This is a genomic window from Arthrobacter sp. Soil736 (assembly GCF_001428005.1).
Classification (GTDB): domain Bacteria; phylum Actinomycetota; class Actinomycetes; order Actinomycetales; family Micrococcaceae; genus Arthrobacter.
This window is the reverse complement of sequence record NZ_LMSB01000003.1, coordinates 109,327-130,764: the sequence shown is the minus strand read 5'-3', so window position 1 is coordinate 130,764 and position 21,438 is coordinate 109,327. Positions and strand designations below refer to the sequence as shown.

Below are 21,438 nucleotides of genomic sequence, written 5' to 3'. Positions count from 1 at the left end.
CCGCTTCGATGAACCCGGGTGCCTGTTCGTGTTCGTCCCCGGCCTTGCGGACCGTGATGGAGTTGCGCAGCAGCGGCCCGGCTTTGGTCGCGGAGAGCCCTTTGGGTCTGTCCGCGTCYTTGGTGGGCTTSAGGAGCCGGTCGATCGTGGCCCCGGAGACCTGCGTCAGCTGTGTTCTGACAGCCGGGGTCAGCCTCTTCGCGTCGAGTTCCCCGAAGGTCTGGAGCTTGGGCAACCAGAGGTCCATGGTCGCGGCCAGATACTTACCCGAWGGCATCCCGGCGATCCGCCACACACTGATCAGGACCTTCAGGGTGTCATAGCCGTAGGTCCGTCCCCGAGGCTTGCGCGCCACCGCTTTCGCCGGGCCCTNGGCATCCCGGCGATCCGCCACACACTGATCAGGACCTTCAGGGTGTCATAGCCGTAGGTCCGTCCCCGAGGCTTGCGCGCCACCGCTTTCGCCGGGCCCTTCCGCTTACGCGCCGTGGACAGTGCCCGACGGGCGTTGGCCCTGGACCACCCCGTRACGGCRACCAGCTCGTCCAGAACCAATCCCTTGGCATGCTTCGACGACTTCGCATAATCGGCTGCGTACTTCTTCGTGATTTCCCTACGCGTTGCCATCGACAGGTCCATCCCTCATCGTCACCGCCGTGCCCGTAGCGGCCCGTGATTTCGCGAGCGTTTCTCAAATGAGGCATGCACCCCGTTTCGCGAGCACTATTGGTGAGTCTCGTCGACCATCCCTCATCGTCACCGCCGTGCCCGTAGCGGCCCGTGATTTCGCGAGCGTTTCTCAAATGAGGCATGCACCCCGTTTCGCGAGCACTATTGGTGAGTCTCGTCGCGCCCTTGTTGAAGGCCGCGCCGGCGGCTATTCTGCGAGAAACGTCCGCCGCCAATGAGGGTGACAGCCGGGACAGGCACCGTCCCTTCGATGCCTGTCCAGCGTTCTGAAAGAGGCCGCCGTGTCCGATGAACCCAGCCCTTCCGTTGAACCCAGCCCTCAGAACTCCCGCCGCAGGCTCCTTCTTGCTGCCTTGGCTGCGGTGGTGGTGATCCTGGCCGGCATTGCCGTCGCCGTTTCGGTGGCCCCCCGGGCAGGCCAGGAAACCGCCGCAACGGTAAGTGCAACGGCTTCCCAGTCGCCCGACCCCGTTGCCAGCGATCCGGCGAGCTCCGACAAACCGACCACCCTGGCCAGCCAGGACGCGGTTAACCCACAGGAAGCGGAGCTCCTGGATGAAGCAAACACGGTCTGCGAAATGCGGCTCACCGAGAAGTACCCCACCGCCGCGATCCAGCCCGGCACCAAGTCCGCCGCCAAGCCGACAGGCGGCCGCTTCGAAACCACAGGCACTTACACTGACGCCGGCAGCGCCGCGCCTCAGCAGTTCAAGTGCGCCTCGGTAAGGAGCGGCGGCAGCTGGACGGTGGTTCTGGAGCAGGGTTAGAACGGATCTTAAGAGCGAATCCCCCGGGACTGTGAACTGCTCCCCGGGGGATTACTTTGTTCGGCCGGCACGTGCCGGCTGCGTCGGTGCCTAGTGGCCGCCTCCGCCGATCACTCCCTTTTCCACGGCCTTCGTGACGGCATCGGCTTCAGCCTGGGTCAGGGTGCCGTCGGTGACTGCCGAGTCCAGCTTGGTCTTCAGGGCGGCCGCGCGCTCCGCCTGGGCAGCGGTGCGGATTTCCGTCAGCGCCGCAGTGACCTTGGCCTCCTCGACGCCGAGTGCGGACGCGAGGGACTTGGCCATCGCCGCGTCCATGGCGGAACGGTCCGGCTTGGCGCCCTCGGCAGGCGGCGTCGTGGGCTTGTTGGCATCCCGGAACGCCTGGAGCGCCTCGGTCACTTTGGCCTCCTCGACGCCGAGCTTTGAGGCGAGGTCCGCAGCGATCTGGCCGCGGTCCCCCTTGTGGCCGCCCCGCATGCCGTCCGCGGGCGCGGTGCTGTCCGCCGATGCACTGGCGCTCGCGGTGGGGGTTGGGGTGGTGGCTGCGGAGGCCATGCCGGTGACTCCCAGTCCGGCGCCCAGTGCCAAGGCTCCGGCCGCAACGCCGAGCGTGATTCTCTTCGTTCGTGACATGCTGTGTCTCCTCGATCCGCCGTGCGAAACGGCTTGTGGCTAAGGGCGTCTGGTTCAGCCCCCTCACACAAAGATGCGGCAGCGGGATATGGCACCGCTGTTCGGAAACTGTCAGGAAGCTGTGAGTGTCATCCCGTCACCTTAAGACGGCGGAAACGCCGGCAGCCAAAGATGGCGCCAGCGGCCGACGGCCAGGGCGCAGGTAGAAGCCTACGTAGTCCGGGGCCCAGCCCTCACCGGCTCACTTCCGGCGTTTCGGCCACTCCAAGTTCAACAGCAGCAACCCCAGCAGGAGCGAGTCAACGGTCATGATTGCCGCCGCGAGGTAGGCCCAACCGACCATCATGAGTTGCTCACCGCCCGCCGACTGTCTGAAGTGCGGGTGTGGATCAGAACGCTCATGACAATCTCCTGACTTGGATCCCCCAGCCATTCGATAGTTCATACAGTGTGGCACGACGTCGTCCGGGAAGGAACGGCCTTGAGTGAACGACGGTGCGCCGCACCAGAACGGCGGCCCACACCGAAGAGGTGCGGACCGCCGTCGGCGTTTCCCGGAACTCGGCAGGCGCCGGCGCGCCTGCCGGATGCCTCTGCTAGATGATCGCGGCGCGCAGCTCCTTGGCAGCCAGCGCGGGATCGTCGGCGCCGTAGATGGAGCCGCCGACGACGGCCACGTCGGCGCCGGCCCGCTGCACCGCCTCGATGGTGGAGATGTTCACGCCACCGGCCACGGAGAACGGAACCCGGGCCTCCTCGCCGGCGCTGAGCAGCACGTTGAGGTTGTAGCCGGGCTTGGCCTGCTCGTCCAGGCCGGCGTGGAACTCGACGAACTTGGCTCCGAGGGCGCGGGCTTCCTTGGCGCGGGCCACCTTGTCCCGGACTCCGATCAGGTCCACCACGATGCCCTTGTTGTGCGCCCTGGCGGCCTTGACGGCGCCGGCAATGGTGGAGTCATCCGCGCTGCCCAGGACGGAGACGAGGTCCGCGCCGGCATTGAAGGCGATCTCGGCCTCCAGTTCGCCGGCGTCCATGGTCTTCATGTCGGCGAACACGATCTTGTCCGGGTGCGCGGTCTTGACGGCGGCCACGGCCGCCAGCCCTGCGTTCTTCACCAGCGGCGTTCCGAGCTCGATGATGTCGACGTATTCGGCCACCTTCCCGGCGAGCTCGAGGGCGGCTTCGACGGTGAGGACATCCATGGCGACTTGCAGTTTCATGTGGGGTCTCTTTCCTGGGTTCTTGGTGTTGGTTAGGGGTGAAATGGGGGCTATTCGAGGTTCGCGTGGCGAAGCCACAGTTCCTCGGGGGTTGCCGCGGCGTCGTCCCAGAGGCCGTGAAAGACGGCCTCGGTGACGGCGAACAGCACCTGCTCGAAGAGGCTTCCCGAATACTGGCGGGACACCCCGGAACGGTGGTCCGTCTTCTGCGCTGCCGGGATCAGTACGACGGCGGAGGCCACCTCCGCGAGCGGGGAACCGGCGTTGGTGGTGTAGACGGCAACCCGGGCACCTTGGGCGGCCGCGGTTTCCGCGGCCGTGACCACGCTGGCCGTGGTGCCGGACCCGGAGGCCGCGAGCAGCAGGTCGCCGGAACGGATGGCCGGGGCTGTGGTCTCTCCGACGACGTGCACCGTCAGGCCCAGATGCATCAGCCGCATGGCCGCCATCTTCAGCACCAGGCCGCTGCGCCCGGCTCCCGTGACGAAGATCCTGCCGGCCAGCCTGAGTTCGGACGCAAGCTCGGCGACCTGTTCCGGATCCACTCCGCCGGCGGCCTCTGCGACCTCGTCCTGGATGAGAAGCAGGTTCTGGCTAAAGGCCCGGGACGTGCCGGCCAGGGCGGCCGGATCGGTTTCTGCGATGACGCTCATTGGCGTGTACCTCCTTCAAGAAAGTCGTTACCTATTCATCCTGACCTGCCTGAAAGGTAGGCAAAACGCCATCATCGGGCGGTTGTTACTACCCGAAAGGGTAGGCAAGCCGTCTGAACGCCGTAAACTGGGGCAGGTGACCACACCCGTCGAAACCGCGCCCGCGCTCTCCGCTCCGCGGCTGGACCTGCCCGAGTTGGTGCAGGCGGTCCGGCCACTGCTGGAGGACATTGCCGCCCTCTCCGCGGCGCCGCTGGCCGACATTGCCCAGCGCCTCAGGGAGGCCCTCCTCCCCTACCTGGGCAGCAGCGCCCTGGTGATCTTCACCGAGGACTGCACCGGCCGGCCGCAGAAGAAAGCCGGCGACGAGGCCATCATCAGCCGGGTGTCCATCGCCGAACTCGACCACATCCGGGCGTCACTGCCCGGCCGCGACAGCTCCGACGTCGAGCTGTGGCAGGGGCACGCCGTGCTGGGCGGCGAGGAACGCCCGGTCCTCGCGTTGTCCTCACCCAGCAACGCGCTGCTGGTCCTCGCCAATCCGCAGCCCCTGCCGGATCCCGCGGACAAGGCGGAGGCGCAATGGGTGGTCCGCTACCTGTGGAAGCTCGCAGCAGACCGCATCAGGGAAAAGGTGGCCGATGCGCCGCCGTCGTACCTCATTGAATCCCGCGCGGCCTCGGCCGAGCGGGTCAGGGTGACGGCCGAGCTCGTCGACCGGCACTCCACCACGCTGGAGACCCTGCTCGCCGCCTTGCGGTCACCGGCATTGGGCGACGAAGCGGCCCGCAAGTCCGCCACGGACGTCGCCGCCAAGGCCCTCGTGGGCCTGCGCACGCTCAACGACCGCACCACGGACCTGGTGGAGGAACCGGTCGCCACGGCTTTCCAGCGCCTGCGCGACGACCTCAGGCCGCTCATGAATTTCAGCGGGATCGACGTCCAGTTCATCGAACCGCCCGTCAACGGCCGTGCCCTGCCCGGAGAGGTGGCCCACGCCGCGCGGGCCATCGTCCGGGGAGTGGTCCTCGCCATGGTGGACCAGCCGAAGGTCCGCCGCATCCGGACCCAGTGGGACTGCGACGGCGAGAACCTCCTGATCAATGTCCGCGACGACGGCCTCGGCGAGCTGTCCGCGGAAGCGCCCAATATCGCACGGCTCGTCCAGCGCGTGGAGGCCCTGGACGGCCGCTTTTCGGTCGACGTGATGTCCGGCTGGGGTGCCGACGTCGCCGTATCCCTCCCCCTCGATCCACCGGCGCGTCAGCTGGCCGACGTCGCGGAATGGAAGCTCGGCGAGAGGGAACTGGAGGTGCTCCAGCTGCTGGCCGCCGGGCAGCGCAACCGCGCCATCGCGGGGAAGCTGCACATCAGCGAGAACACCGTGAAGTTCCATCTCCGGAACATTTTCCGCAAGATCGGGGCGTCGTCCCGGACCGAGGCCATTGCGCTCGCCCACAGCAACGGCCTGCGCTAAGGACTCGAGCCGGGACCGCTGGTCACCGCTGAGGGCAGCCGGTCACTCGGATCAGGTGTTCGCGGCTCCCTCAGCTTTCCGGCCACCGGCCACCGGAGACGCACCTTGGCCGGGTAGGAGCCGCGGGACCCGGGACTTTCCGGCATTGGCTCTGGCGGCGCATTGCTCCGTCGCGCCGGTGGCCCGATTCCGCGTCTGCGAGATGCCCGTTGCGGCTTAGCCGGTTGCGCGGATGGGGCTGGCTGTTCCGGTCGGCTGGTTCCTGGCTGACTGGTTCCGGGTTGGCTGGTTCCGGGCAGCGGAGGTGCCGTGGAGTGATAGCTGTGGCCGGTGGGGGTGCGGAGTTCGATGGTGTGCCGCGGTCCGGGCCGGGGAGAGGCCCTCCAGCCGGGTGTTTCTTTGGTGTGGTTGCATGCCTCGCAGAGACCTGCGCTGTTGCCCAGGTCGGTCGTTCCGCCGGTGTGCCACGGGACGACGTGGTCGTGATGGCGGATCGGGGCGTCGCAGTACGGGGTGCGGCAGGTGTCATCGCGGGCGTGGATGAAGCGGCGGAGCCGGGCTGGAAAAAGGCGCGCTCGGGAGTCCATGGCGATGAGGTCGCCGGTCTCGGGGGCCGTGTATAGCCGGCGGAGCCATGTTCTGAGCTCCTTCGGGCCGGGTCGAGTACCGCCGCCCGTCGAGTACCGCCGCCCGTTGTGTTGGTTGTGTCGAGGTAGTCATGCTGGCACTGTCCCGGGGTGAGGACGCTGCGCGCCCAGCCAGCCGGGATGATGCCGTACCCGGGTAGCCGGGCAGGTTCGCTCTCTCCTTGGAAGAGTGTGCGGTCGGTCATGATGAGCTGGATCTCGACGCCCGAGATGCCCCCGGGTGTTCCAGTGGTCCGTTCGACCAAGGCATCAGCCATGATCTGGGCGCGGGAGCGCGGGTCTCCGTCCGAGTGGAGTGTGTCGGCGTGCCGGCTGAGCGCTGCGTGCACGGCGACGCCCGCGGCCACAGGGAGCAGGGCGGTCAGGTAAGTCATGGTGTCCGGTGCCGGGCGCAGGCTGACATGCCGCTCGATGGCGGCATGGCTGGCCCGGTCAGTTACGGAGCGCGGATCCCTGCGGTATGACGCAGCCCGGGCCGCGGCGAGGATTGCCCGGTCCCCGGCCCCGGCGAACGTGCCGGCGTCCGCAGAGAGCTCGTCGGCGACGAGGCATTTGAGGTCCTCGAGGCCGCGCAGCTGGTCAATCAGCCCGGCGCTGTCAGCACAAAGTTGCAGCGAACCCGCCGCGGCGATCAGGTCCTGCACGCCGGCGTTCGGGTCAGCGGCGTTCGGGTCAGCGGAACCGGGAAATGCTGCACCGGGAAGAGCGCCGCGGCGTGGCGCCGCCGCCAGTGTCAGCTCTGATTCCCGAATGCTGTCCATGGACACAGTCTTCCAAGGGGGTCTGACATTCTTGGGCCGATGCGGCACCAGCGGGCGGCGGGCGGTTCCAACCGCTGGCCGCGAGCTGCCCCTTGCCGGACCGGCAGACCGGTGACAGGGTGGCGGCATGGCGATCGAGATTCGTCCGGCGACGCAGTTCGAAGATATGAAAACAATGGTGGGGCCCAAAAGGCCCGACGCGAACGTGTGCTGGTGCCTGAGCTACCGCATCCCCTCCAAGCAGAACCTGCAGTTGCGCGGCACTGAGCGCGGGGAACTGGTGGAGCAACTGGTGGGGCAGGATCCACCGCCGGGGGTGCTCGCGTACGACGGCGACGAGGTGGTGGGCTGGGCGGCCGTCCATCCGCGCGCCGACACCAGCTTTGCCCGCAACCGCAAGATTCCCCACGTGGACGACCTCGAAGTGTGGTCGGTTTGGTGCATTCGGGTGCGGCCCGGGCATCGCCGCGAGGGAATCTCCCATCAGCTGCTGAAGGGTGCCGTCGATTTCGCCCGCCAGCACGGCGCGCCTGCCCTCGAGGGCTACCCCGTCGATAACCAGGGCAAGCGCGTCGACCTCACAATGGCCTATGTTGGCACCCGCAAGCTCTTCGAACGGGCCGGGTTCGTCAAGGCCGCGGACACCGACTCCGTGATCAACGGCTTCCCCCGCGTGCTCATGCGCCGTGACCTGCGGTGATTACACGGCGCTGCGTTAACCCGCTTAACGCAATGTCGGCTCCGTCACACCTCCGGGTCTAGGATCGGAATGTGGATCTAACCGAGAGGACGCTACAGGCGGCCTTGTGGCGGGTAAGCAAAGCCGCAGAAACTACCTGAGAGTATGAATCATGGCTTCGAACAGTGACCCTGAATCTGATGTCGATGCTGAGGGCGGGCAGCACGGAGGCGTCCAGTCCGTGGACCGGGCGCTTGCAGTCCTGGAAATTCTTGCCCGGGACGGCCATGCGGGCGTGAGCGAAATCGCCGAGGAAATGGGCATCCACAAGTCCACCGTCTCCAGGTTGCTGGGCTCATTGGTCAGCCGGGAAATGGTCCACCAGAACAGCGAGCGGGGAAAATACCAGCTGGGGTTCGGCATCCTGCGGCTGGCAAGCTCCATCCCCGGCCGGCTGAGCCTCGTCCGGGAGGCCCGCCCGGTCCTGGAAAGCCTGGCCGAGGAGTACAAGGAGACGGTGAACCTTGCCGTGCTGCGGTCCAACTACGCCGTCAACGTCGACCAGGCCATGGGGCCGTCCACGCTGGCCACCTACGACTGGGTGGGCAGCCTGACGCCGCTTCACGCCACGTCCAGCGGAAAGGTCCTGCTCGCAGCCCTGTCCGCGGACGATCGGGACCGCATTCTAAAAGAAACCGGGCTCCCGGCCCGGACTCCCCGGACCATCACCAACCGGAACAAGCTGGAAAACCAGCTTCTCGACGTCGCCCGCGACGGCTACGGCGTGGTCCGGGAAGAGTTCGAAATCGGGCTCAACTCGATGGCCGTGCCGGTGTACAACCATGTTGGTGCCGTGATCGGCGCGGTCAGCATTTCCGGCCCGGCCTTCCGCTTTGATCCCGAGACGGCGCCGGGCCTCCTCGAGACGCTGAAACAGGCAGGACTGCAGATCAGCGCGAAAATGGGCTACACGCGGCGTTAAACGCCGGTTGAGCCTGCCGAAACCTGGGTTTCGACAAGCTCAACCAGCAGCGTCACCGGAAACTGGCCCTCAAGCCGGGCTGCGGTCCTTCGCGTAGGAGCGCATCGCGGTCGAACGCGTCACGGAGGTCGCGCAGCGACCGCAGTGACGCCTTTCGGCCGTGTCTAAGCGACGGCGAAGGGCCGTTGCCCGGCGAAGCCGCCAGCGTCTCGCTCAGGAGCGCGGGACTCAGCTCGCGGGCTTGATGTCCCCCACTTTCTCCTGGACCCAGTCGTGGAAGGCGCCGATGTGGTGCTCGCTCGGGACCAGGACGCCGCCCTTGGCGTAGACCTTCGATCCCATGGCCGGCTGCGGAGGCCATGAGCTCGCNGAAATTGCGGTCAAGTTTAATGATATGGTCACTGTGCCGTTCGTCATCGCCGGGCTGCTTTTCATCAACCGGCGGCATTTCATCGTCGATCCCGATCCTGTCCTGCGGCCTCCGCATCTGACCTTCGCCTACTTCGCAAGGAGACGGCACCGACGGCGCAGATCGGGGCGCAAGTTCTCTGACGTCCCCCACTTTCTCCTGGACCCAGTCGTGGAAGGCGCCGATGTGGTGCTCGCTCGGGACCAGGACGCCGCCCTTGGCGTAGACCTTCGATCCCATGGCCGGCTGGCACCGCTCGCAGGCGTCGAAGTCCTGCTGGTTGACGCGGTGGAACAGCTCCACGGAGGCGCTGACGTCCTTGCCGCTCTCCACGACGCTGGGGACGTACAGCCAGTCGCACTCAACGATSGTGTGGTCCGCGGCCATGGGGAACATGCGGTGGATGATGACGTGGTCCGGAACCAGGTTCACGAACACGGTGGGCTTGATGGTGATGGCGTAGTACCGGCGGTCCTGGTCCTCGCTCACGCCGGGGATCAGGTCCAGCCCCTCSGAACCGTCCACGGTGAARCCCTTGATGTCCTCGCCGAACTCCGCGCCGTGGCCSACGAAATACTGCGCGGCCAGGCCGTCGGCGAAYTCGGGAAGGACCTCCGTCAGCTCGGGGTGGATGGTGGCRCAGTGGTAGCACTCCATGAAGTTCTCGATGATGAGCTTCCAGTTCGCCTTCACGTCGTAGCGGATCCGGCGCCCCAGGCTGAGGTTGGCGACGTCGTAGCCCTCGATCGCGCGCAGGTCGCCGAGCCGCTCCTCGATGGCGCCCATGACCTCTTCCTCGAACGACGGCGGTTCATCGGCCAGGCACACCCACACGTACCCCAGGTACTCGCGGATGTGGACCTTCACCAGTCCGTACTCGTCCCGGTCGATGTCCGGCATCTTGGTCAGGTTGGGGGCCGCGATGAGCTTGCCCTCGAAGTCGTACGTCCAGGCGTGGTACGGGCACTGGAAGGAGCGCGCAGYTTCGCCCTGTTCCTCCATGCACAGCTTGACGCCGCGGTGCCGGCACACGTTGTAGAACGCCCGGATTCCGCCCTTGCGGGTGCGGCTGATCAGCACGCTCTCCCGCCCGCGCAGTTTCGCCCTGTTCCTCCATGCACAGCTTGACGCCGCGGTGCCGGCACACGTTGTAGAACGCCCGGATTCCGCCCTTGCGGGTGCGGCTGATCAGCACGCTCTCCCGCCCYACTTGTACCGTCCGCCAGGCACCCGGCTTGTCGAGGTCGGCAGAACGTACGGCGCAGAACCACATCTGCTCGAAGATCCGCTCCTGCTCGGCCCGGAACACGGCCTCATCCACATAGGTGTAACCGGGCAGGGTGGGAATCAGACTCGGGGCACTTACCTCAACAGACAACTTGTCCTCCTAACGAACAACAGATCAAAACAAACGAAAGCCAGAATTGTAGGGACGGGGTTTCAGGTACAGCTCTTGGGAGCAGGGTTATCAGGACACGACGGCGGCCCCCACCAGTGCGGATGCGTCCGAACAGGCGGCCTGCCCGCTGGGCCGGCCGAGCGGCCGGGCGGGTGCCGCGAGGCCGCGACGCCATTTGGTGAACAGCCGTGGCTGGTTCATGCCAAGCACGGCCACCGGGGCATCTTCGCGGTAGTACACGGCCAGGAAGCTGTGAGTAGCGGGGTCCCCCGCCTCGATCTCCAGCCGGTCATGGCCTGCCGAGTGCCCGGCGAACTGCAGCTTGACGCCGTGCTGGTCGGACCAGAAGTAGGGAGCTTTCACCGGCTGCTGCGGGGCGTCCTCGTCCAGCAGCGCCTGGACGGCGAGGGCGGCGCGCTCCAGGGCCCCGGTCCAGTGCTCAATCCGGCGGTGGGTCCCGACGGCGTCGTCGAACCAGGCCGCGCAGTCCCCCACCGCCACGATTCCCGGAATATTGGTGCGGCCCATGGCGTCGCACAGGACTCCGCCGTCGAGCTCGATTCCCGATCCGGCCAGCCAGCTGGTGTTGGGCTCGGCGCCGATGCCCACCACCACGACGTCGGCAGGTACGTAGCGTCCGCAGCCCAGCCGCATTCCGGTGACGTTGCCTTCGCCGCTGTAGAAGTCCGCAATAGTTGCCGACGAAATGAGCTCCACGCCGTTGCTTGCGTGCAGTCCGGCGACGACGGCGCCCATTTCCGTTCCGAGCTGGGCGGCGAAGGGCACGGGCTTGGTGTCGATCATCGTGACCTCCATGCCGCGGGACGCCGCGGCGGAGGCGACCTCGGCGCCGATGAAGCCGGCACCGATGACGGCCATCCTGCTTCCGGGCACCAGCTCCGGGGCGAGGCTCTGCGCGTCGGCGAGGGTCCGGAGCGAGAACACATTGCTCAGGCCGGCCAGGGTAGGCAGCTGACGTGCCCGGGCTCCGGTGGCAATGACAATCCCGTCCGCCTGCACGGTGCGCCCGTCCTCAAGGACGATGGTCCGCGAATCTGCGTCCAAGGAAGCAGCCCCGGCGCCCAGCAGCCATTCAGCCTGCAGCTCGTCGGCGTCGGCCTCCAGGAAGAGGTCCTCGGCAGTGATGGCACCGAGCAGGAAGTCCTTGGACAGCGGCGGCCGGTCGTACGGACGGTGCGGCTCATCGCCAATGATGACCAGCCGTCCGGTGAAGCCTTGGGCGCGGGCTGCCCGCGCGGCCGAAAGACCGGCCAGGGAAGCTCCCACAATCGCAAGCGTCTGCACTTCGACGCCCCCTTTCAATTGCTTCTTACGCAACAACAATCGCTATATGCAACAGCGTGATCTATGCCACGGGCACTGTCAAGGGTCTTCCCGCCAAGAAGACAAGGGCCCGCAATAGAGAAGAAAAGTCTTGACAACCCCTGCGAGCTACCCCACTCTGTTGCTTATTGCGATTGCTGTTGATCCCTGCGGAACAACGCCCGGCAGTTGCGCAGGATCCCCGAACGAAGAAGAGGTCCCTCCATGCACAAGGCATGCCCGCTCAGCGAACTGGCACCCGGGGAAGCCCTGCGGCTGAATACGTCGCCGCCCATCGCCGTCTTCCACACCGAAGAGGGCGAACTCTTTGCCATTGACGACACGTGCACGCACCAGGACGCTTCCCTGGCCGACGGCTGGGTGGAGGACTGCTGGGTCGAATGCCCGCTGCACGCCTCCAGGTTCAACCTGCGCACGGGAAGCGTCGACGCCCCGCCGGCCAAGCTGCCGGTCCGCTCCCACGAAGTCTCGGTGATCGACGGCGACATCATGATCACCGAATCCGAAGAGGTTCCGAACCTCCCCCCTGGCCTGACAGTGGACGGCCACGTCTAGCACCAGCCCATGAATCCGAACAAAGGACTTCCTCATGGCATTGAACAGTGACATTGACTTGAACAGCGATATCGGCTCAGACAGCGACATTGCTGCCCCGGATTCCCTCCCTCCCGCAGCCGTCCTGGACGCGGAGGACTGTGAGCAGCTCCTGCAGGAACTGCGTCAGACCAAGACCGAGCGGGCCGTGACGGAACGCCGCAACCGCAAGCTCACACTCGACAAGGCCACCTTCGGGATCACCGGCGCATTCGCCGTCGCCTTCGTGATCTGGGGCTTCCTCGGAACGGACAGCCTCTCTGCCACGTCGCAGAGCGTTCTCGACTGGGTCATGGAGTACACCGGCTGGCTCTTCATGGTCCTGGCTTCGCTCTTCGTGGTCTTTGTCCTGTGGCTGGCCCTCGGCAAGTTCGGCAACATCCCGCTGGGCAAGGACGGCGAAAAGCCCGAATTCCGCACCATCTCCTGGGTAGCCATGATGTTTGCCGCCGGCATGGGCATCGGGCTCATGTTCTACGGCGTGGCCGAACCCCTCTACCACTACATCTCGCCGCCGCCCGGAACCGTGGACGGACGGACACCCGCAGCAATCCAGACGGCCATGGCCACCTCCATCTTCCACTGGACCCTGCACCCCTGGGCCATGTACGCCGTGGTTGGCATCGCCATGGCCTACGGCACCTACCGCCTGGGCCGCAAGCAGCTCATCTCCGCGGCCTTCACCTCGCTCTTCGGCATCAGGATGGTTGAGGGGCCCGTCGGCAAGTTCATCAATATCCTGGCCATTTTCGCCACGCTGTTCGGCACCGCTGCATCGTTGGGCCTGGGTGCCCTGCAGATCGGCAGCGGCCTGACGTCCAACGGCTGGGTCGGGGAAGTCGGCACCCCTGTGCTCGTGGTGATCGTCGCCATCCTGACTTCCTGCTTCGTCGCCTCCGCGGTATCCGGCATCAGCCGGGGCATCCAGTGGCTGTCCAACATCAACATGGTCCTGGCCGTGGTCCTGGCCCTCATTGTGTTCGTGGCCGGCCCCACCCTCTTTATCCTGAACCTGATCCCCGCCGCGGTCGGGGACTATGCCAGGGACCTGGCGGAAATGTCCTCCCGGACAGAAGCCGTGGGAGACGAGGCACTGCGGAGCTGGATGTCCAGCTGGACCATTTTCTACTGGGCCTGGTGGCTGTCCTGGACACCGTTTGTTGGGATGTTCATCGCCCGCATCAGCCGGGGACGCACCATCCGGCAGTTTGTCACCGGAGTACTGCTGGTTCCAAGCATTGTCAGTGTGATCTGGTTCGGCATCTTCGGCGGCACTGCGTTCGGCATCCAGCAGGCAGCCGACAAGACGGAGAACCCGGCCGACGGCCTCGTGAAAATGGTCGACGGCGCGCCCTCCATATCCTTCGACGGCGCCCTCTTCGACCTGATCAAGAACCTGAACATGCCCGCTTGGGCCACCGCCGCAGTCATCGTCCTGGCCATGGTCCTGGTGGCAATCTTCTTCATCACCGGAGCGGACTCAGCCTCCATCATCATGGCCTCCCTGAGCTCCAACGGAGCCAGCGAACCCCGCCGCGGGCTGGTGATCTTCTGGGGTCTGCTGACCGGTGGAGTGGCAGCCGTGATGCTCCTTGCCGGCGGAGATGAGCCGTCCGAGGCGTTGTCCGGCCTGCAGCGCATCACGATCGTGGCCGCCCTGCCCTTCGTGCTGGTCATGCTGCTGCTATGCGTCGCACTGGCCCGTGACCTGCGCCGCGATCCGCTGGCCTTGCGGCAGCGGCTGGCCACCACCGTCGTCGAACGCGCCATCCGCACCGGCGTGGAACAGCACGGAGGCGTCCAGTTCGATCTCGTGACCAAACATGAATGCGACGGACGCTGTGCCGAGGACACGCGCTGCCCCGGCGACGCCAAATCCAGCGACGCCGCCGACGCCGTCGCCACCAACTAGTCGCCACCAACCAGGAGACCATCGTGACCACAGTTCTTGAAAGCCGCCCCGTGGGCGCCGTTGCAACTCCGGCCGCTGCAGCTACAGCCGTTACGGCCGAGGCCGCTGCCACGCAATCGATATCCGAGGCCCGCACCGCCGAATTCGTCCTCACCCTGGCCTGCCCCGAACGGCCGGGCATCGTCCGGGCGGTCACCGCTTTCCTGGCCGACCGCGGCTTCGACATCGTGGAGCACCAGCAGTTCGACGACCACGTCAGCGGCAACCTTTACCTGCGGACGGCATTCACCGGAGGGGGCGGTTTCGACGAGCTCAACCAGCAGGCTGTCACCGCGGAGGGCCTCACCGCCGAATTCGCGGCGACGGCCGGCGAATTCGGCATGCACTTCACCATCCACGACGGCCGGCCCCAGCGGCTGCTGGTCATGGTGTCGAAGTTCGGCCATTGCCTCAATGACCTGATCTTCCGCTGGCGGGCCGGCAGCCTCGGTGCGGAGATCGCCGTCGTGGTTTCCAACCACGAGGACCTGCGCGCCATGGCCGAAGCCGCCGGGCTGCCCTTCATCCACGTGCCCGTCACGGCCGCCACCAAGCCGGAGGCCGAGGCCCGCCTGCTGGAACTCATCGCAGAATACGACGCCGACCTGGTGGTCCTGGCGCGTTACATGCAGGTGCTGTCCAACGGGCTGTGCACTGAGCTGCGCGGCCGTGCCATCAACATCCACCACTCCTTCCTGCCCGGCTTCAAGGGCGCCAAGCCGTACCACCAGGCCTACGACCGCGGCGTGAAACTCGTCGGGGCCACTGCACACTACGTCACCCCGGAGCTGGACGAGGGGCCCATCATCGAGCAGGAAGTCTTCCGGGTGGACCACAGTCTGGATCCGGACGCCCTGGTAACCGTGGGCCGGGACGCCGAATCGCAGGCCCTGTCCCGGGCCGTGAAGTGGCATTGCCAGCACCGCGTCCTGCTCAACAACACCCGCACCGTCGTATTCCGCTAACGCGAACCAGGAGAACACTTATGAGCGCATCACCACGCGTCGTCATCATCGGCGCCGGCATCGTCGGCACCAACCTTGCGGATGAACTCGCCAGCCGGGGCTGGAACAGCATCACCGTCGTCGAGCAGGGCCCGCTCGAACTCGCCGGCGGCTCCACCTCCCACGCCCCCGGCCTGGTCTTCCAGACCAACCCGTCCAAGACCATGACGGAGTTCGCCAGCTACACGGTGGAAAAGCTGCTCTCCCTCAGCGCCGACGGAGTGTCCTGCTTCAGCCAGCTGGGCGGGCTCGAACTGGCCACCACCGAGAACCGGCTGCAGGACCTCAAGCGCAAGCTGGGATACGCCACCTCCTGGGGCATCGAAGGCCGGATCATCGACCCGGACGAGTGCGAGAAGCACTACCCGCTGCTGAACTCCGGAACGCTGGCGAACGGCAACGAGGTCCTCGGCGGCCTCTACGTTCCCACCGACGGCCTCGCCGCCGCGGCCCGCGCCGTCCAGCTGCTCATCAGCCGCACCCGCGAAGCCGGCGTCACGTACCTCGGTTCCACCACCGTGACCGGCATCGAACAGACCGGCGGCAAGGTCACCGGCGTCGAAACGGCCGACGGCGTGATCCCGGCGGACATCGTGGTGTCCTGCGCCGGGTTCTGGGGCCGCGAGCTCGGCAAGATGGTGGGCATGAAGGTGCCGCTGCTGCCCCTGGCCCACCAGTATGTGAAGACCACGTCGCTTCCGGAGCTGAAGGGCCGGAACGAGCTGCCCAACGGCGCCCGGCTGCCCATCCTGCGCTACCAGGACAAAGACCTGTACTACCGCGAGCACGGCGACCGCATCGGCATCGGCAGCTACGCCCACCGCCCCATGCCCGTCGACATGGCGCAGCTGCCGCGCGTCGGCGCCGACGAGATGTCCGATCACCGCATGCCGTCCCGGCTCGACTTCACCCTCGAAGATTTCGCTCCGTCGTGGGAGGACAGCCAGGACCTGCTTCCGGCGCTGCACCGGGCGCAGATCGAGGACGGCTTCAACGGCATCTTCTCCTTCACTCCCGACGGCGGACCGCTGATGGGCGAGTCCCCCGACGTCGAGGGCTTCTTCGTGGCCGAGGCCGTCTGGGTCACGCACTCTGCCGGCGTGGCCAGGGCCATGGCGGAGCTGCTCATCGAGGGCCAGTCGCGCACCGACCTGCACGGCTGCGAGCTGACGCGCTTCGAAAAGGTCCAGACCAGCGACCAGTACGTGAGCGAAACGTCCCAGCAGAACTTCGTGGAAATCTACGACGTCCTGCACCCGCTGCAGCCCAAGGAATCCCCCCGGGACCTGCGGGTTAGCCCGTTCAACGTCCGGCAGAAGGAGCTGGGGGCGTTCTTCCTGGAGTCCGCCGGCTGGGAGCGCCCGCACTGGTTCGAGGCCAACCGCGGCCTCCTCGACGAACTGCCGGCGGAGTGGCAGGCGCCGGAACGGGACGAGTGGTCAGCCATGTTCCACTCCCCCATCTCCGCGGCCGAAGCGTGGAAGACACGCACCGCCGTCGGGCTCTACGACATGACGCCGCTGAAGCGGCTGGCCGTCACCGGTCCCGGCGCCCAGGACCTGCTGCACCGGCTCAGCACCGGCAACATCACCAAAAAGCCCGGTGCCGTGACGTACTGCCTCCTGCTGGAGCACGACGGCGGCATCCGCAGCGACGTGACCGTCGCCCGCCTCGGGGAGGAACAGTTCCAGCTGGGCGTGAACAGCAACGTGGACTTCGACTACCTGCGCGTCGAGGCCAGGAAGCAGTCGGCCGCGGACCCTGCCCAGTGGGTGCACGTCTCCGACATCACCGGCAGCACGTGCTGCATCGGGCTGTGGGGTCCGCTGGCCCGCGAAGTGATCGGCAAGGTCAGCGGGGACGACCTCTCCAACGACGGCCTGAAGTACTTCCGGACCAAGGAAATTTCGGTGGGCGGCATCCCGGTCACGGCCATGCGGCTCTCCTACGTGGGCGAGCTCGGCTGGGAGCTCTACACCACGGCGGAGTACGGGCTGAAGCTCTGGGATCTCCTCTTTGAGGCCGGGCAGGAGCACGGCATCATCGCCGCCGGGCGCGGCGCGTTCAACAGCATGCGGCTCGAGAAGGGCTACCGGCTGTGGGGCACGGACATGACCTCTCAGCACCACCCCTACGAGGCCGGCCTGGGGTTCTCCATCGCAAAGGACAAGGAAGGCTTCGTGGGCTGCGAGGCGCTGGCCGCCCGCAAAGAGCAGCCGGCCACCCGGACCCTGCGGTGCCTGACCGTGGACGACGGCACGTCCATTGTGCTGGGCAAGGAACCGGTGTACGTCAACGGCGAGGCCGCAGGCTACGTCACCAGCGCCGCCTACGGCTACTCGGTGCGCAAGCCGATCGCCTACGCCTGGCTGCCTGCCGCCGTCGGGATCGGTGACTCCGTGGAGATCGAATACTTCGGCGGCCGCATCGCGGCGACCGTCACCGCCGAGCCGCTCTTCGATCCCGGCATGGAGCGGCTGCGCGGCTGACGCTCCTGACCTTCTTTGCCAAAGAACGACGGCGACACTCCGGACTTACCGGGGTGTCGCCGTCGTTTTGGCGTCAAATAGGGTCAGCACGGCGCTGGGCGGCGGAGGTTTCGAAGGGCTGCATAGCTCGCCGCGGCCGCCTCTGTTTCGACCTGGATGCGCTGCGTGAGCAGTTCGACCTGTTCGGAGATTTGGAAGCTGACCGCGAGGCGCTGGCCGGGCCAGGTGGATGCCTCACGGGAGTCGGCCAGGGCTTGGGCCAGTGCCTTGGAAAGGGCGTGAATCTTCCAAGAGTGCCTCATGCAGTGAACTGCTCGCCGTTTGAATTCCGGGCTCTGCATCAGCAGCTCGCGGCTGCTCGACACAGCGGCCCGCAGCTTCCCCACGGTTTGAATTCTTCTCATGCGAACCTGCACCATCCCCCAACACACGGACCAATTGCGGAACCGTTTATTCGAGTGTTGCGAAGGTGCCTCAACTTCTGATCAAGGCGGTCCAAGGATTTGCCCAAATCGGCCGGACCCTCTTTGCAAAAAACGACGGCGACTCTCCGGACTTGCCGGTTTATCCCGGCGTGTCGCCGTCGTTGTCGTCTAAAGAGGGTCAACGGGGCTGCGGCTGCCGTCATGATCCAGTCTTCATGCGGTTAAGACCCTGCGTTGTGAAGGATTCGCATCACGTTAGGAGAACGACCCATGGCCGCTTTGTTCGAACTGTATATGGACGCGGACGATTGCTTCAGATTCCGACTGGTCGCAGACGATGGTGAGGTGATGCTCACCTCGGTGGCTTACGCTTACGAGGACGTCGCAATTGCCGGGATCTGGGCCGTGCGGGAAGCAGCAATCACCGGGGGCATCGTGGATCTCACTGGCACACCCTGAAGAAAATTCCACATTCGATCCAAACCAGCGAGCCGGGGCTGCCGACACTCCGGCGGTTCTCTCCGCTCGTGTCAGTTCGCTTCGCTTACGGAACTCAGTTCCGATCCGCTCTGTTGCTCGTACGCGGTGCGCAGCCCCGCCTTGGCACGGATTAGCAACGCGGACACCGCGTTGGGTTCGAGGCCCAGGATCGGTGCTATGTTTCGCGGCTTCTCGCCCAGGACCTCGGCATACCAGAGCACCGTCCGCCACCGCTCCGGCAGGGAACGCATCGCAGCAGCGACGTGTTCCTGCTCGAACACAGTAAGGACCGTCTCGAGTCCCCAGTCATCGACAGGTCCCGGATCCAGGTCTTCGTCGGGTGCCGGTTGCTCACGAACGCGTTTGTTCCAGAACGTCATCGCGACGGAACGGATTGCGGTGCTCAGATACGGGCCAAACACCTCCGTGGGCCCGTATCCGTTCCTGATCGCGCCAACAGCTTTCGCGAACGCGTCATGAAGCACATCCTCGGACTCCTGGGCGCCGGACATTAGACCCCGGATAAACCGCAGCCCCGGTTCGCGATACTTTTCATATAACACCGCCATGGACTCCGCATCCCCGGCCCGGACGCCGGCAATCAAATCCGATTCATCGCCCTGGATGCCGCCGGACGGCTCGTCGGATGCTGCACGGCAAAGATGCCCGCCCCCCCTGTGAAACGTGCTCAACTGTTTCCATGTGGTTGCCTGCCCTCGATGCCGAAAAAGCGAGAACGCACCGCAAGCGCCTCACACCATTCACCGCGGGCGGGCCTGTTTCATGACGCCGAAACCAAAATTGTTGTGAAAGCGTTTGCAGGGGTTGGCAAGTCCGAGCCTCTCGGGGGTACGGTCCATAGTTGTCCGTCACGGACTCCGGGCAGCACGGTTAAGACTCCGTGTGATTCCGCCGTCGCGGCGGGATGCTAATTATTGCGGGAGGATTCTTGTGATGCCGGAGGGCCAGAGGACATTGTCAACGAGTTCCATTGAGCTGCAGCAGGCTCGTCCGATATCTGAACTGCGCCTGCCTGCACGGGCAGCAAACGGCCTCGCCCGACACGGCGTGAACACCATCGGACAGCTGATTGCACGCTCGCGGCAGGATCTAAAAAACGATATTCACGGCCTCGGGACCGGCAGCATCAGGGACATTGAGGAAGCCCTGAAGCGGGAAGGCCTAAGCCTCGCCACAGCCGGAAGATCGTTCCGGTATACGCGCCCACTCAGCCGGCATGCCCGGAATCACCAGGCCTGGTTGGCGGGCCTGCCGATCCTGAAAGAGGCGGAAAGAAGTCAATGAAGTATTGCCGATTTCCGCCGTCCTCTCTGGTCCACACCGGCCGCATGGTCCAACCATCCTCGCGAAAGGACTGCCAGCTGCCAGATCGTGGCCGGCAATTCGTTTGCGGCTGGTGGCAGCGCAACTGCGGCGGTCCGTTCCTGCACGGGATCTCGTGGCCCGTCGAGAGGCCGGATCGCCGCTGACCGGTAAAATGAGGACCAATCAGCATGCGCAGCAATGGGGGGTGATCGGTATGTCTGAAGGACCTGACGGGCGGCTGACCGTATCGGTGGGCCGGCGGGAGTTCGAGAAACTGAACCGTGAGTGGGCTGACTACGTCGCCGCGACCAGTGCGGGATCAAGCCCGGTTGACCCTGTTCTCACCCTAAGGCGCACCGGCGGGGTGCTGCGGTCCCTGGACCGGTTGCTGGCTTCGATCGACCGCGAGGACAGCAAGGCCCCATCACCCGCCGGGTCCGAGCACCGCGAGTAGAGGGCCGCCGCCGTCACGCGCTGACTTGTTCATGTTTTTTATGACCAAAACGCCTTGAACCCTTCATTAGGTGATTATGTGAGCGCTACCACATCCCGCGCCAGCAGGAATTAGTCGTCCGCCCGGAGTCACTATGCTCACAGTTTGCCGTCAATCACGTGTCGCATCCGCGTGCCGGGCAGTGCTGTGAAGGCCACTGCAACCCCGCCGGATACAGCGTCTGCGGATACGGGAGCCGCCGCGGCAGAAGCCGAGGCGAGGCTCGTACAGGATTGCCGGGAAGGCAAGACCGGGGCCGTTCTGGAATTGTTCAGAAGCCACTGGGAACCGGCCTTGGCTTATGCCAACACGCTGAGCAGATCTTCACATGATGCAGAGGACGTGGCCGCTACGGCATTCCTTAAATCCCTGACCGCAATGCGACGCGGAAAAGGGCCAAACGGCCCGGTCAGACCCTATCTCCTGAGGGCTGTCCGCACTGCGGCATTTGACCGCCATTCGTCCGCCGAGCATCCGTCAGGGCGGATCATCGAGCTGGCTGACGGCCAGAACACCGACGGGCTCCATAGCCGCTCGCAGGAGCACGACTTCGTCGCGGAGGCCTTCGCGACCCTCCCCCTTCGTTGGCAAAGAGTCCTTTGGTATGTCGAGATTGAAGGGCTGAAGCCGCGCGAGGCCGCGCCGCTTCTCGACGTCGCCCCCAACGCACTCTCCGCCCTCCTCCGGCGTGCTCGCAAAGGACTTCGTGAGGCCTATCTCCTGGTGTATCTGCGCGACTCCGAAAGCCGCGGCTGCGACTCCATGCTGCGGATGTTGGCCGATTCTGCTCTCGACCGCACCACGGTAGCAGGCCAGGCCAAAGTCGACGGACATGTCCGCACGTGCCGAAACTGCCGCGGGGCACTCCACGGTTTGCGTGGTGTCCGGTCCAGAATGCAAGGTCTCCTGAATCCGGGCCTCCTGCCGGCGGTTCTCTCGCCACTCACCGGTGTCCGGATCCTCGAAATCCTGTCATCCCCGCATCATTGCCCCTTGGGCCACATCGCGGAAACCA

19 protein-coding genes and 3 pseudogenes are annotated in these 21,438 nt (G+C 65.8%); 11 read left to right on the top strand and 11 right to left on the bottom strand.

Features of this window, described 5'->3' with window-relative positions:
• Positions 1–355 (bottom strand): annotated as a pseudogene (locus ASG92_RS03730) (integrase); the annotation flags it as partial.
• A gap of 616 nt (positions 356–971) precedes the next feature.
• Between ASG92_RS03730 and ASG92_RS03720 the strand changes: the two are divergent.
• The gene (locus ASG92_RS03720) at positions 972–1,457 is read left to right on the top strand and encodes a hypothetical protein (protein ID WP_056624662.1); all 486 of its coding nucleotides are present in this window, start codon (positions 972–974) and stop codon (positions 1,455–1,457) included.
• 90 nt (positions 1,458–1,547) lie between these two features.
• On the opposite strand, the gene ASG92_RS03715 is transcribed toward ASG92_RS03720, so the two are convergent.
• The 3 genes from ASG92_RS03715 to hxlB form a co-directional block, all read right to left on the bottom strand.
• Positions 1,548–2,090, bottom strand: coding sequence for a hypothetical protein (locus ASG92_RS03715; protein ID WP_056624660.1), 543 nt, complete (start codon positions 2,088–2,090; stop codon positions 1,548–1,550).
• A gap of 596 nt (positions 2,091–2,686) precedes the next feature.
• Complete coding sequence (gene hxlA / locus ASG92_RS03710) at positions 2,687–3,310, bottom strand: 3-hexulose-6-phosphate synthase (RefSeq protein WP_056624657.1); 624 nt, start codon at positions 3,308–3,310, stop codon at positions 2,687–2,689.
• 50 nt (positions 3,311–3,360) lie between these two features.
• Complete coding sequence (hxlB, locus tag ASG92_RS03705; RefSeq protein ID WP_056624654.1) at positions 3,361–3,963, bottom strand: 6-phospho-3-hexuloisomerase; 603 nt, start codon at positions 3,961–3,963, stop codon at positions 3,361–3,363.
• Positions 3,964–4,150: 187 nt separating this feature from the next.
• Between hxlB and ASG92_RS03700 the strand changes: the two genes are divergently transcribed.
• Entirely contained in the window at positions 4,151–5,440 is a 1,290-nt protein-coding gene (locus ASG92_RS03700) for a helix-turn-helix transcriptional regulator (protein ID WP_056624690.1), read from the top strand.
• 290 nt (positions 5,441–5,730) lie between these two features.
• On the opposite strand, the pseudogene ASG92_RS29530 reads toward ASG92_RS03700, so the two are convergent.
• Positions 5,731–6,650 (bottom strand): annotated as a pseudogene (locus ASG92_RS29530) (HNH endonuclease); the annotation flags it as partial.
• Positions 6,651–6,975: 325 nt separating this feature from the next.
• On the opposite strand from ASG92_RS29530, the gene ASG92_RS03690 reads away from it, so the two are divergent.
• Both ASG92_RS03690 and ASG92_RS03685 read left to right on the top strand, forming a co-directional pair.
• The gene (locus tag ASG92_RS03690) at positions 6,976–7,548 is read left to right on the top strand and encodes a GNAT family N-acetyltransferase (protein WP_056624651.1); all 573 of its coding nucleotides are present in this window, start codon (positions 6,976–6,978) and stop codon (positions 7,546–7,548) included.
• A 151-nt stretch (positions 7,549–7,699) separates the two neighbouring features.
• Positions 7,700–8,509, top strand: a complete 810-nt coding sequence (locus ASG92_RS03685; protein WP_056624648.1) for an IclR family transcriptional regulator — start codon at positions 7,700–7,702, stop codon at positions 8,507–8,509.
• A 370-nt stretch (positions 8,510–8,879) separates the two neighbouring features.
• Here the strand turns inward: ASG92_RS03685 and ASG92_RS03680 are convergent.
• The 3 genes and pseudogenes from ASG92_RS03680 to ASG92_RS03675 all read right to left on the bottom strand — a co-directional run.
• The coding region (locus ASG92_RS03680) for an aromatic ring-hydroxylating dioxygenase subunit alpha (protein ID WP_240986991.1) at positions 8,880–9,998 on the bottom strand (1,119 nt) is incomplete at its 3' end.
• 133 nt (positions 9,999–10,131) lie between these two features.
• Positions 10,132–10,191 (bottom strand): annotated as a pseudogene (locus ASG92_RS30230) (hypothetical protein); the annotation flags it as partial.
• A gap of 195 nt (positions 10,192–10,386) precedes the next feature.
• Complete coding sequence (locus tag ASG92_RS03675) at positions 10,387–11,622, bottom strand: FAD-dependent oxidoreductase (RefSeq protein ID WP_056624689.1); 1,236 nt, start codon at positions 11,620–11,622, stop codon at positions 10,387–10,389.
• A gap of 243 nt (positions 11,623–11,865) precedes the next feature.
• Between ASG92_RS03675 and ASG92_RS03670 the strand changes: the two genes are divergently transcribed.
• The 4 genes from ASG92_RS03670 (at position 11,866) to ASG92_RS03655 (ending at position 17,699) form a co-directional block, all read left to right on the top strand.
• A complete protein-coding gene (locus ASG92_RS03670; RefSeq protein WP_056624645.1) occupies positions 11,866–12,216 on the top strand; it encodes a bifunctional 3-phenylpropionate/cinnamic acid dioxygenase ferredoxin subunit in 351 nt (116 codons plus the stop codon).
• A 34-nt stretch (positions 12,217–12,250) separates the two neighbouring features.
• Positions 12,251–14,167: a BCCT family transporter gene (locus ASG92_RS03665; RefSeq protein ID WP_056624642.1), complete on the top strand. Its 1,917-nt coding sequence runs from the start codon at positions 12,251–12,253 to the stop codon at positions 14,165–14,167.
• 119 nt (positions 14,168–14,286) lie between these two features.
• On the top strand, positions 14,287–15,171 hold the full coding sequence (purU, locus tag ASG92_RS03660; protein WP_056624688.1) for a formyltetrahydrofolate deformylase: 885 nt from the start codon (positions 14,287–14,289) through the stop codon (positions 15,169–15,171).
• Positions 15,172–15,191: 20 nt separating this feature from the next.
• Positions 15,192–17,699, top strand: a complete 2,508-nt coding sequence (locus tag ASG92_RS03655) for an FAD-dependent oxidoreductase (protein ID WP_056624640.1) — start codon at positions 15,192–15,194, stop codon at positions 17,697–17,699.
• Positions 17,700–17,782: 83 nt separating this feature from the next.
• On the opposite strand, the gene ASG92_RS03650 is transcribed toward ASG92_RS03655, so the two are convergent.
• Entirely contained in the window at positions 17,783–18,103 is a 321-nt protein-coding gene (locus ASG92_RS03650; protein ID WP_157372084.1) for a hypothetical protein, read from the bottom strand.
• A 291-nt stretch (positions 18,104–18,394) separates the two neighbouring features.
• On the opposite strand from ASG92_RS03650, the gene ASG92_RS03645 reads away from it, so the two are divergent.
• Positions 18,395–18,583, top strand: coding sequence for a DUF1508 domain-containing protein (locus ASG92_RS03645; protein ID WP_082579280.1), 189 nt, complete (start codon positions 18,395–18,397; stop codon positions 18,581–18,583).
• A gap of 71 nt (positions 18,584–18,654) precedes the next feature.
• Here ASG92_RS03645 and ASG92_RS03640 read toward each other — a convergent pair whose 3' ends face one another.
• On the bottom strand, positions 18,655–19,116 hold the full coding sequence (locus tag ASG92_RS03640) for a sigma-70 family RNA polymerase sigma factor (RefSeq protein WP_240986990.1): 462 nt from the start codon (positions 19,114–19,116) through the stop codon (positions 18,655–18,657).
• 442 nt (positions 19,117–19,558) lie between these two features.
• Here ASG92_RS03640 and ASG92_RS03635 point away from each other — a divergent pair, with 442 nt between their 5' ends.
• Positions 19,559–19,909, top strand: a complete 351-nt coding sequence (locus ASG92_RS03635; RefSeq protein WP_056624634.1) for a DNA-directed RNA polymerase subunit alpha C-terminal domain-containing protein — start codon at positions 19,559–19,561, stop codon at positions 19,907–19,909.
• Between the two features lie 235 nt (positions 19,910–20,144).
• Positions 20,145–20,384: a hypothetical protein gene (locus tag ASG92_RS03630; RefSeq protein ID WP_157372083.1), complete on the top strand. Its 240-nt coding sequence runs from the start codon at positions 20,145–20,147 to the stop codon at positions 20,382–20,384.
• Between the two features lie 516 nt (positions 20,385–20,900).
• Here the strand turns inward: ASG92_RS03630 and ASG92_RS29520 are convergent.
• Complete coding sequence (locus ASG92_RS29520; protein ID WP_240986989.1) at positions 20,901–21,323, bottom strand: hypothetical protein; 423 nt, start codon at positions 21,321–21,323, stop codon at positions 20,901–20,903.
• Positions 21,324–21,438 lie beyond the last annotated feature (115 nt).

Coding starts and splice junctions, on each gene's coding strand:
- ASG92_RS03650 (WP_157372084.1), bottom strand. CDS start 18,103: ATGAGAAGAATTCAAACCGTGGGGAAGCTGCGGGCCGCTGTGTCGAGC.
- ASG92_RS03635 (WP_056624634.1), top strand. CDS start 19,559: ATGCCGGAGGGCCAGAGGACATTGTCAACGAGTTCCATTGAGCTGCAG.
- hxlB (WP_056624654.1), bottom strand. CDS start 3,963: ATGAGCGTCATCGCAGAAACCGATCCGGCCGCCCTGGCCGGCACGTCC.
- ASG92_RS03690 (WP_056624651.1), top strand. CDS start 6,976: ATGGCGATCGAGATTCGTCCGGCGACGCAGTTCGAAGATATGAAAACA.
- ASG92_RS03670 (WP_056624645.1), top strand. CDS start 11,866: ATGCACAAGGCATGCCCGCTCAGCGAACTGGCACCCGGGGAAGCCCTG.
- ASG92_RS03715 (WP_056624660.1), bottom strand. CDS start 2,090: ATGTCACGAACGAAGAGAATCACGCTCGGCGTTGCGGCCGGAGCCTTG.
- hxlA (WP_056624657.1), bottom strand. CDS start 3,310: ATGAAACTGCAAGTCGCCATGGATGTCCTCACCGTCGAAGCCGCCCTC.
- ASG92_RS03685 (WP_056624648.1), top strand. CDS start 7,700: ATGGCTTCGAACAGTGACCCTGAATCTGATGTCGATGCTGAGGGCGGG.
- ASG92_RS03655 (WP_056624640.1), top strand. CDS start 15,192: ATGAGCGCATCACCACGCGTCGTCATCATCGGCGCCGGCATCGTCGGC.
- ASG92_RS03645 (WP_082579280.1), top strand. CDS start 18,395: ATGGCCGCTTTGTTCGAACTGTATATGGACGCGGACGATTGCTTCAGA.
- ASG92_RS03640 (WP_240986990.1), bottom strand. CDS start 19,116: ATGTCCGGCGCCCAGGAGTCCGAGGATGTGCTTCATGACGCGTTCGCG.
- ASG92_RS03630 (WP_157372083.1), top strand. CDS start 20,145: ATGTCTGAAGGACCTGACGGGCGGCTGACCGTATCGGTGGGCCGGCGG.
- ASG92_RS03665 (WP_056624642.1), top strand. CDS start 12,251: ATGGCATTGAACAGTGACATTGACTTGAACAGCGATATCGGCTCAGAC.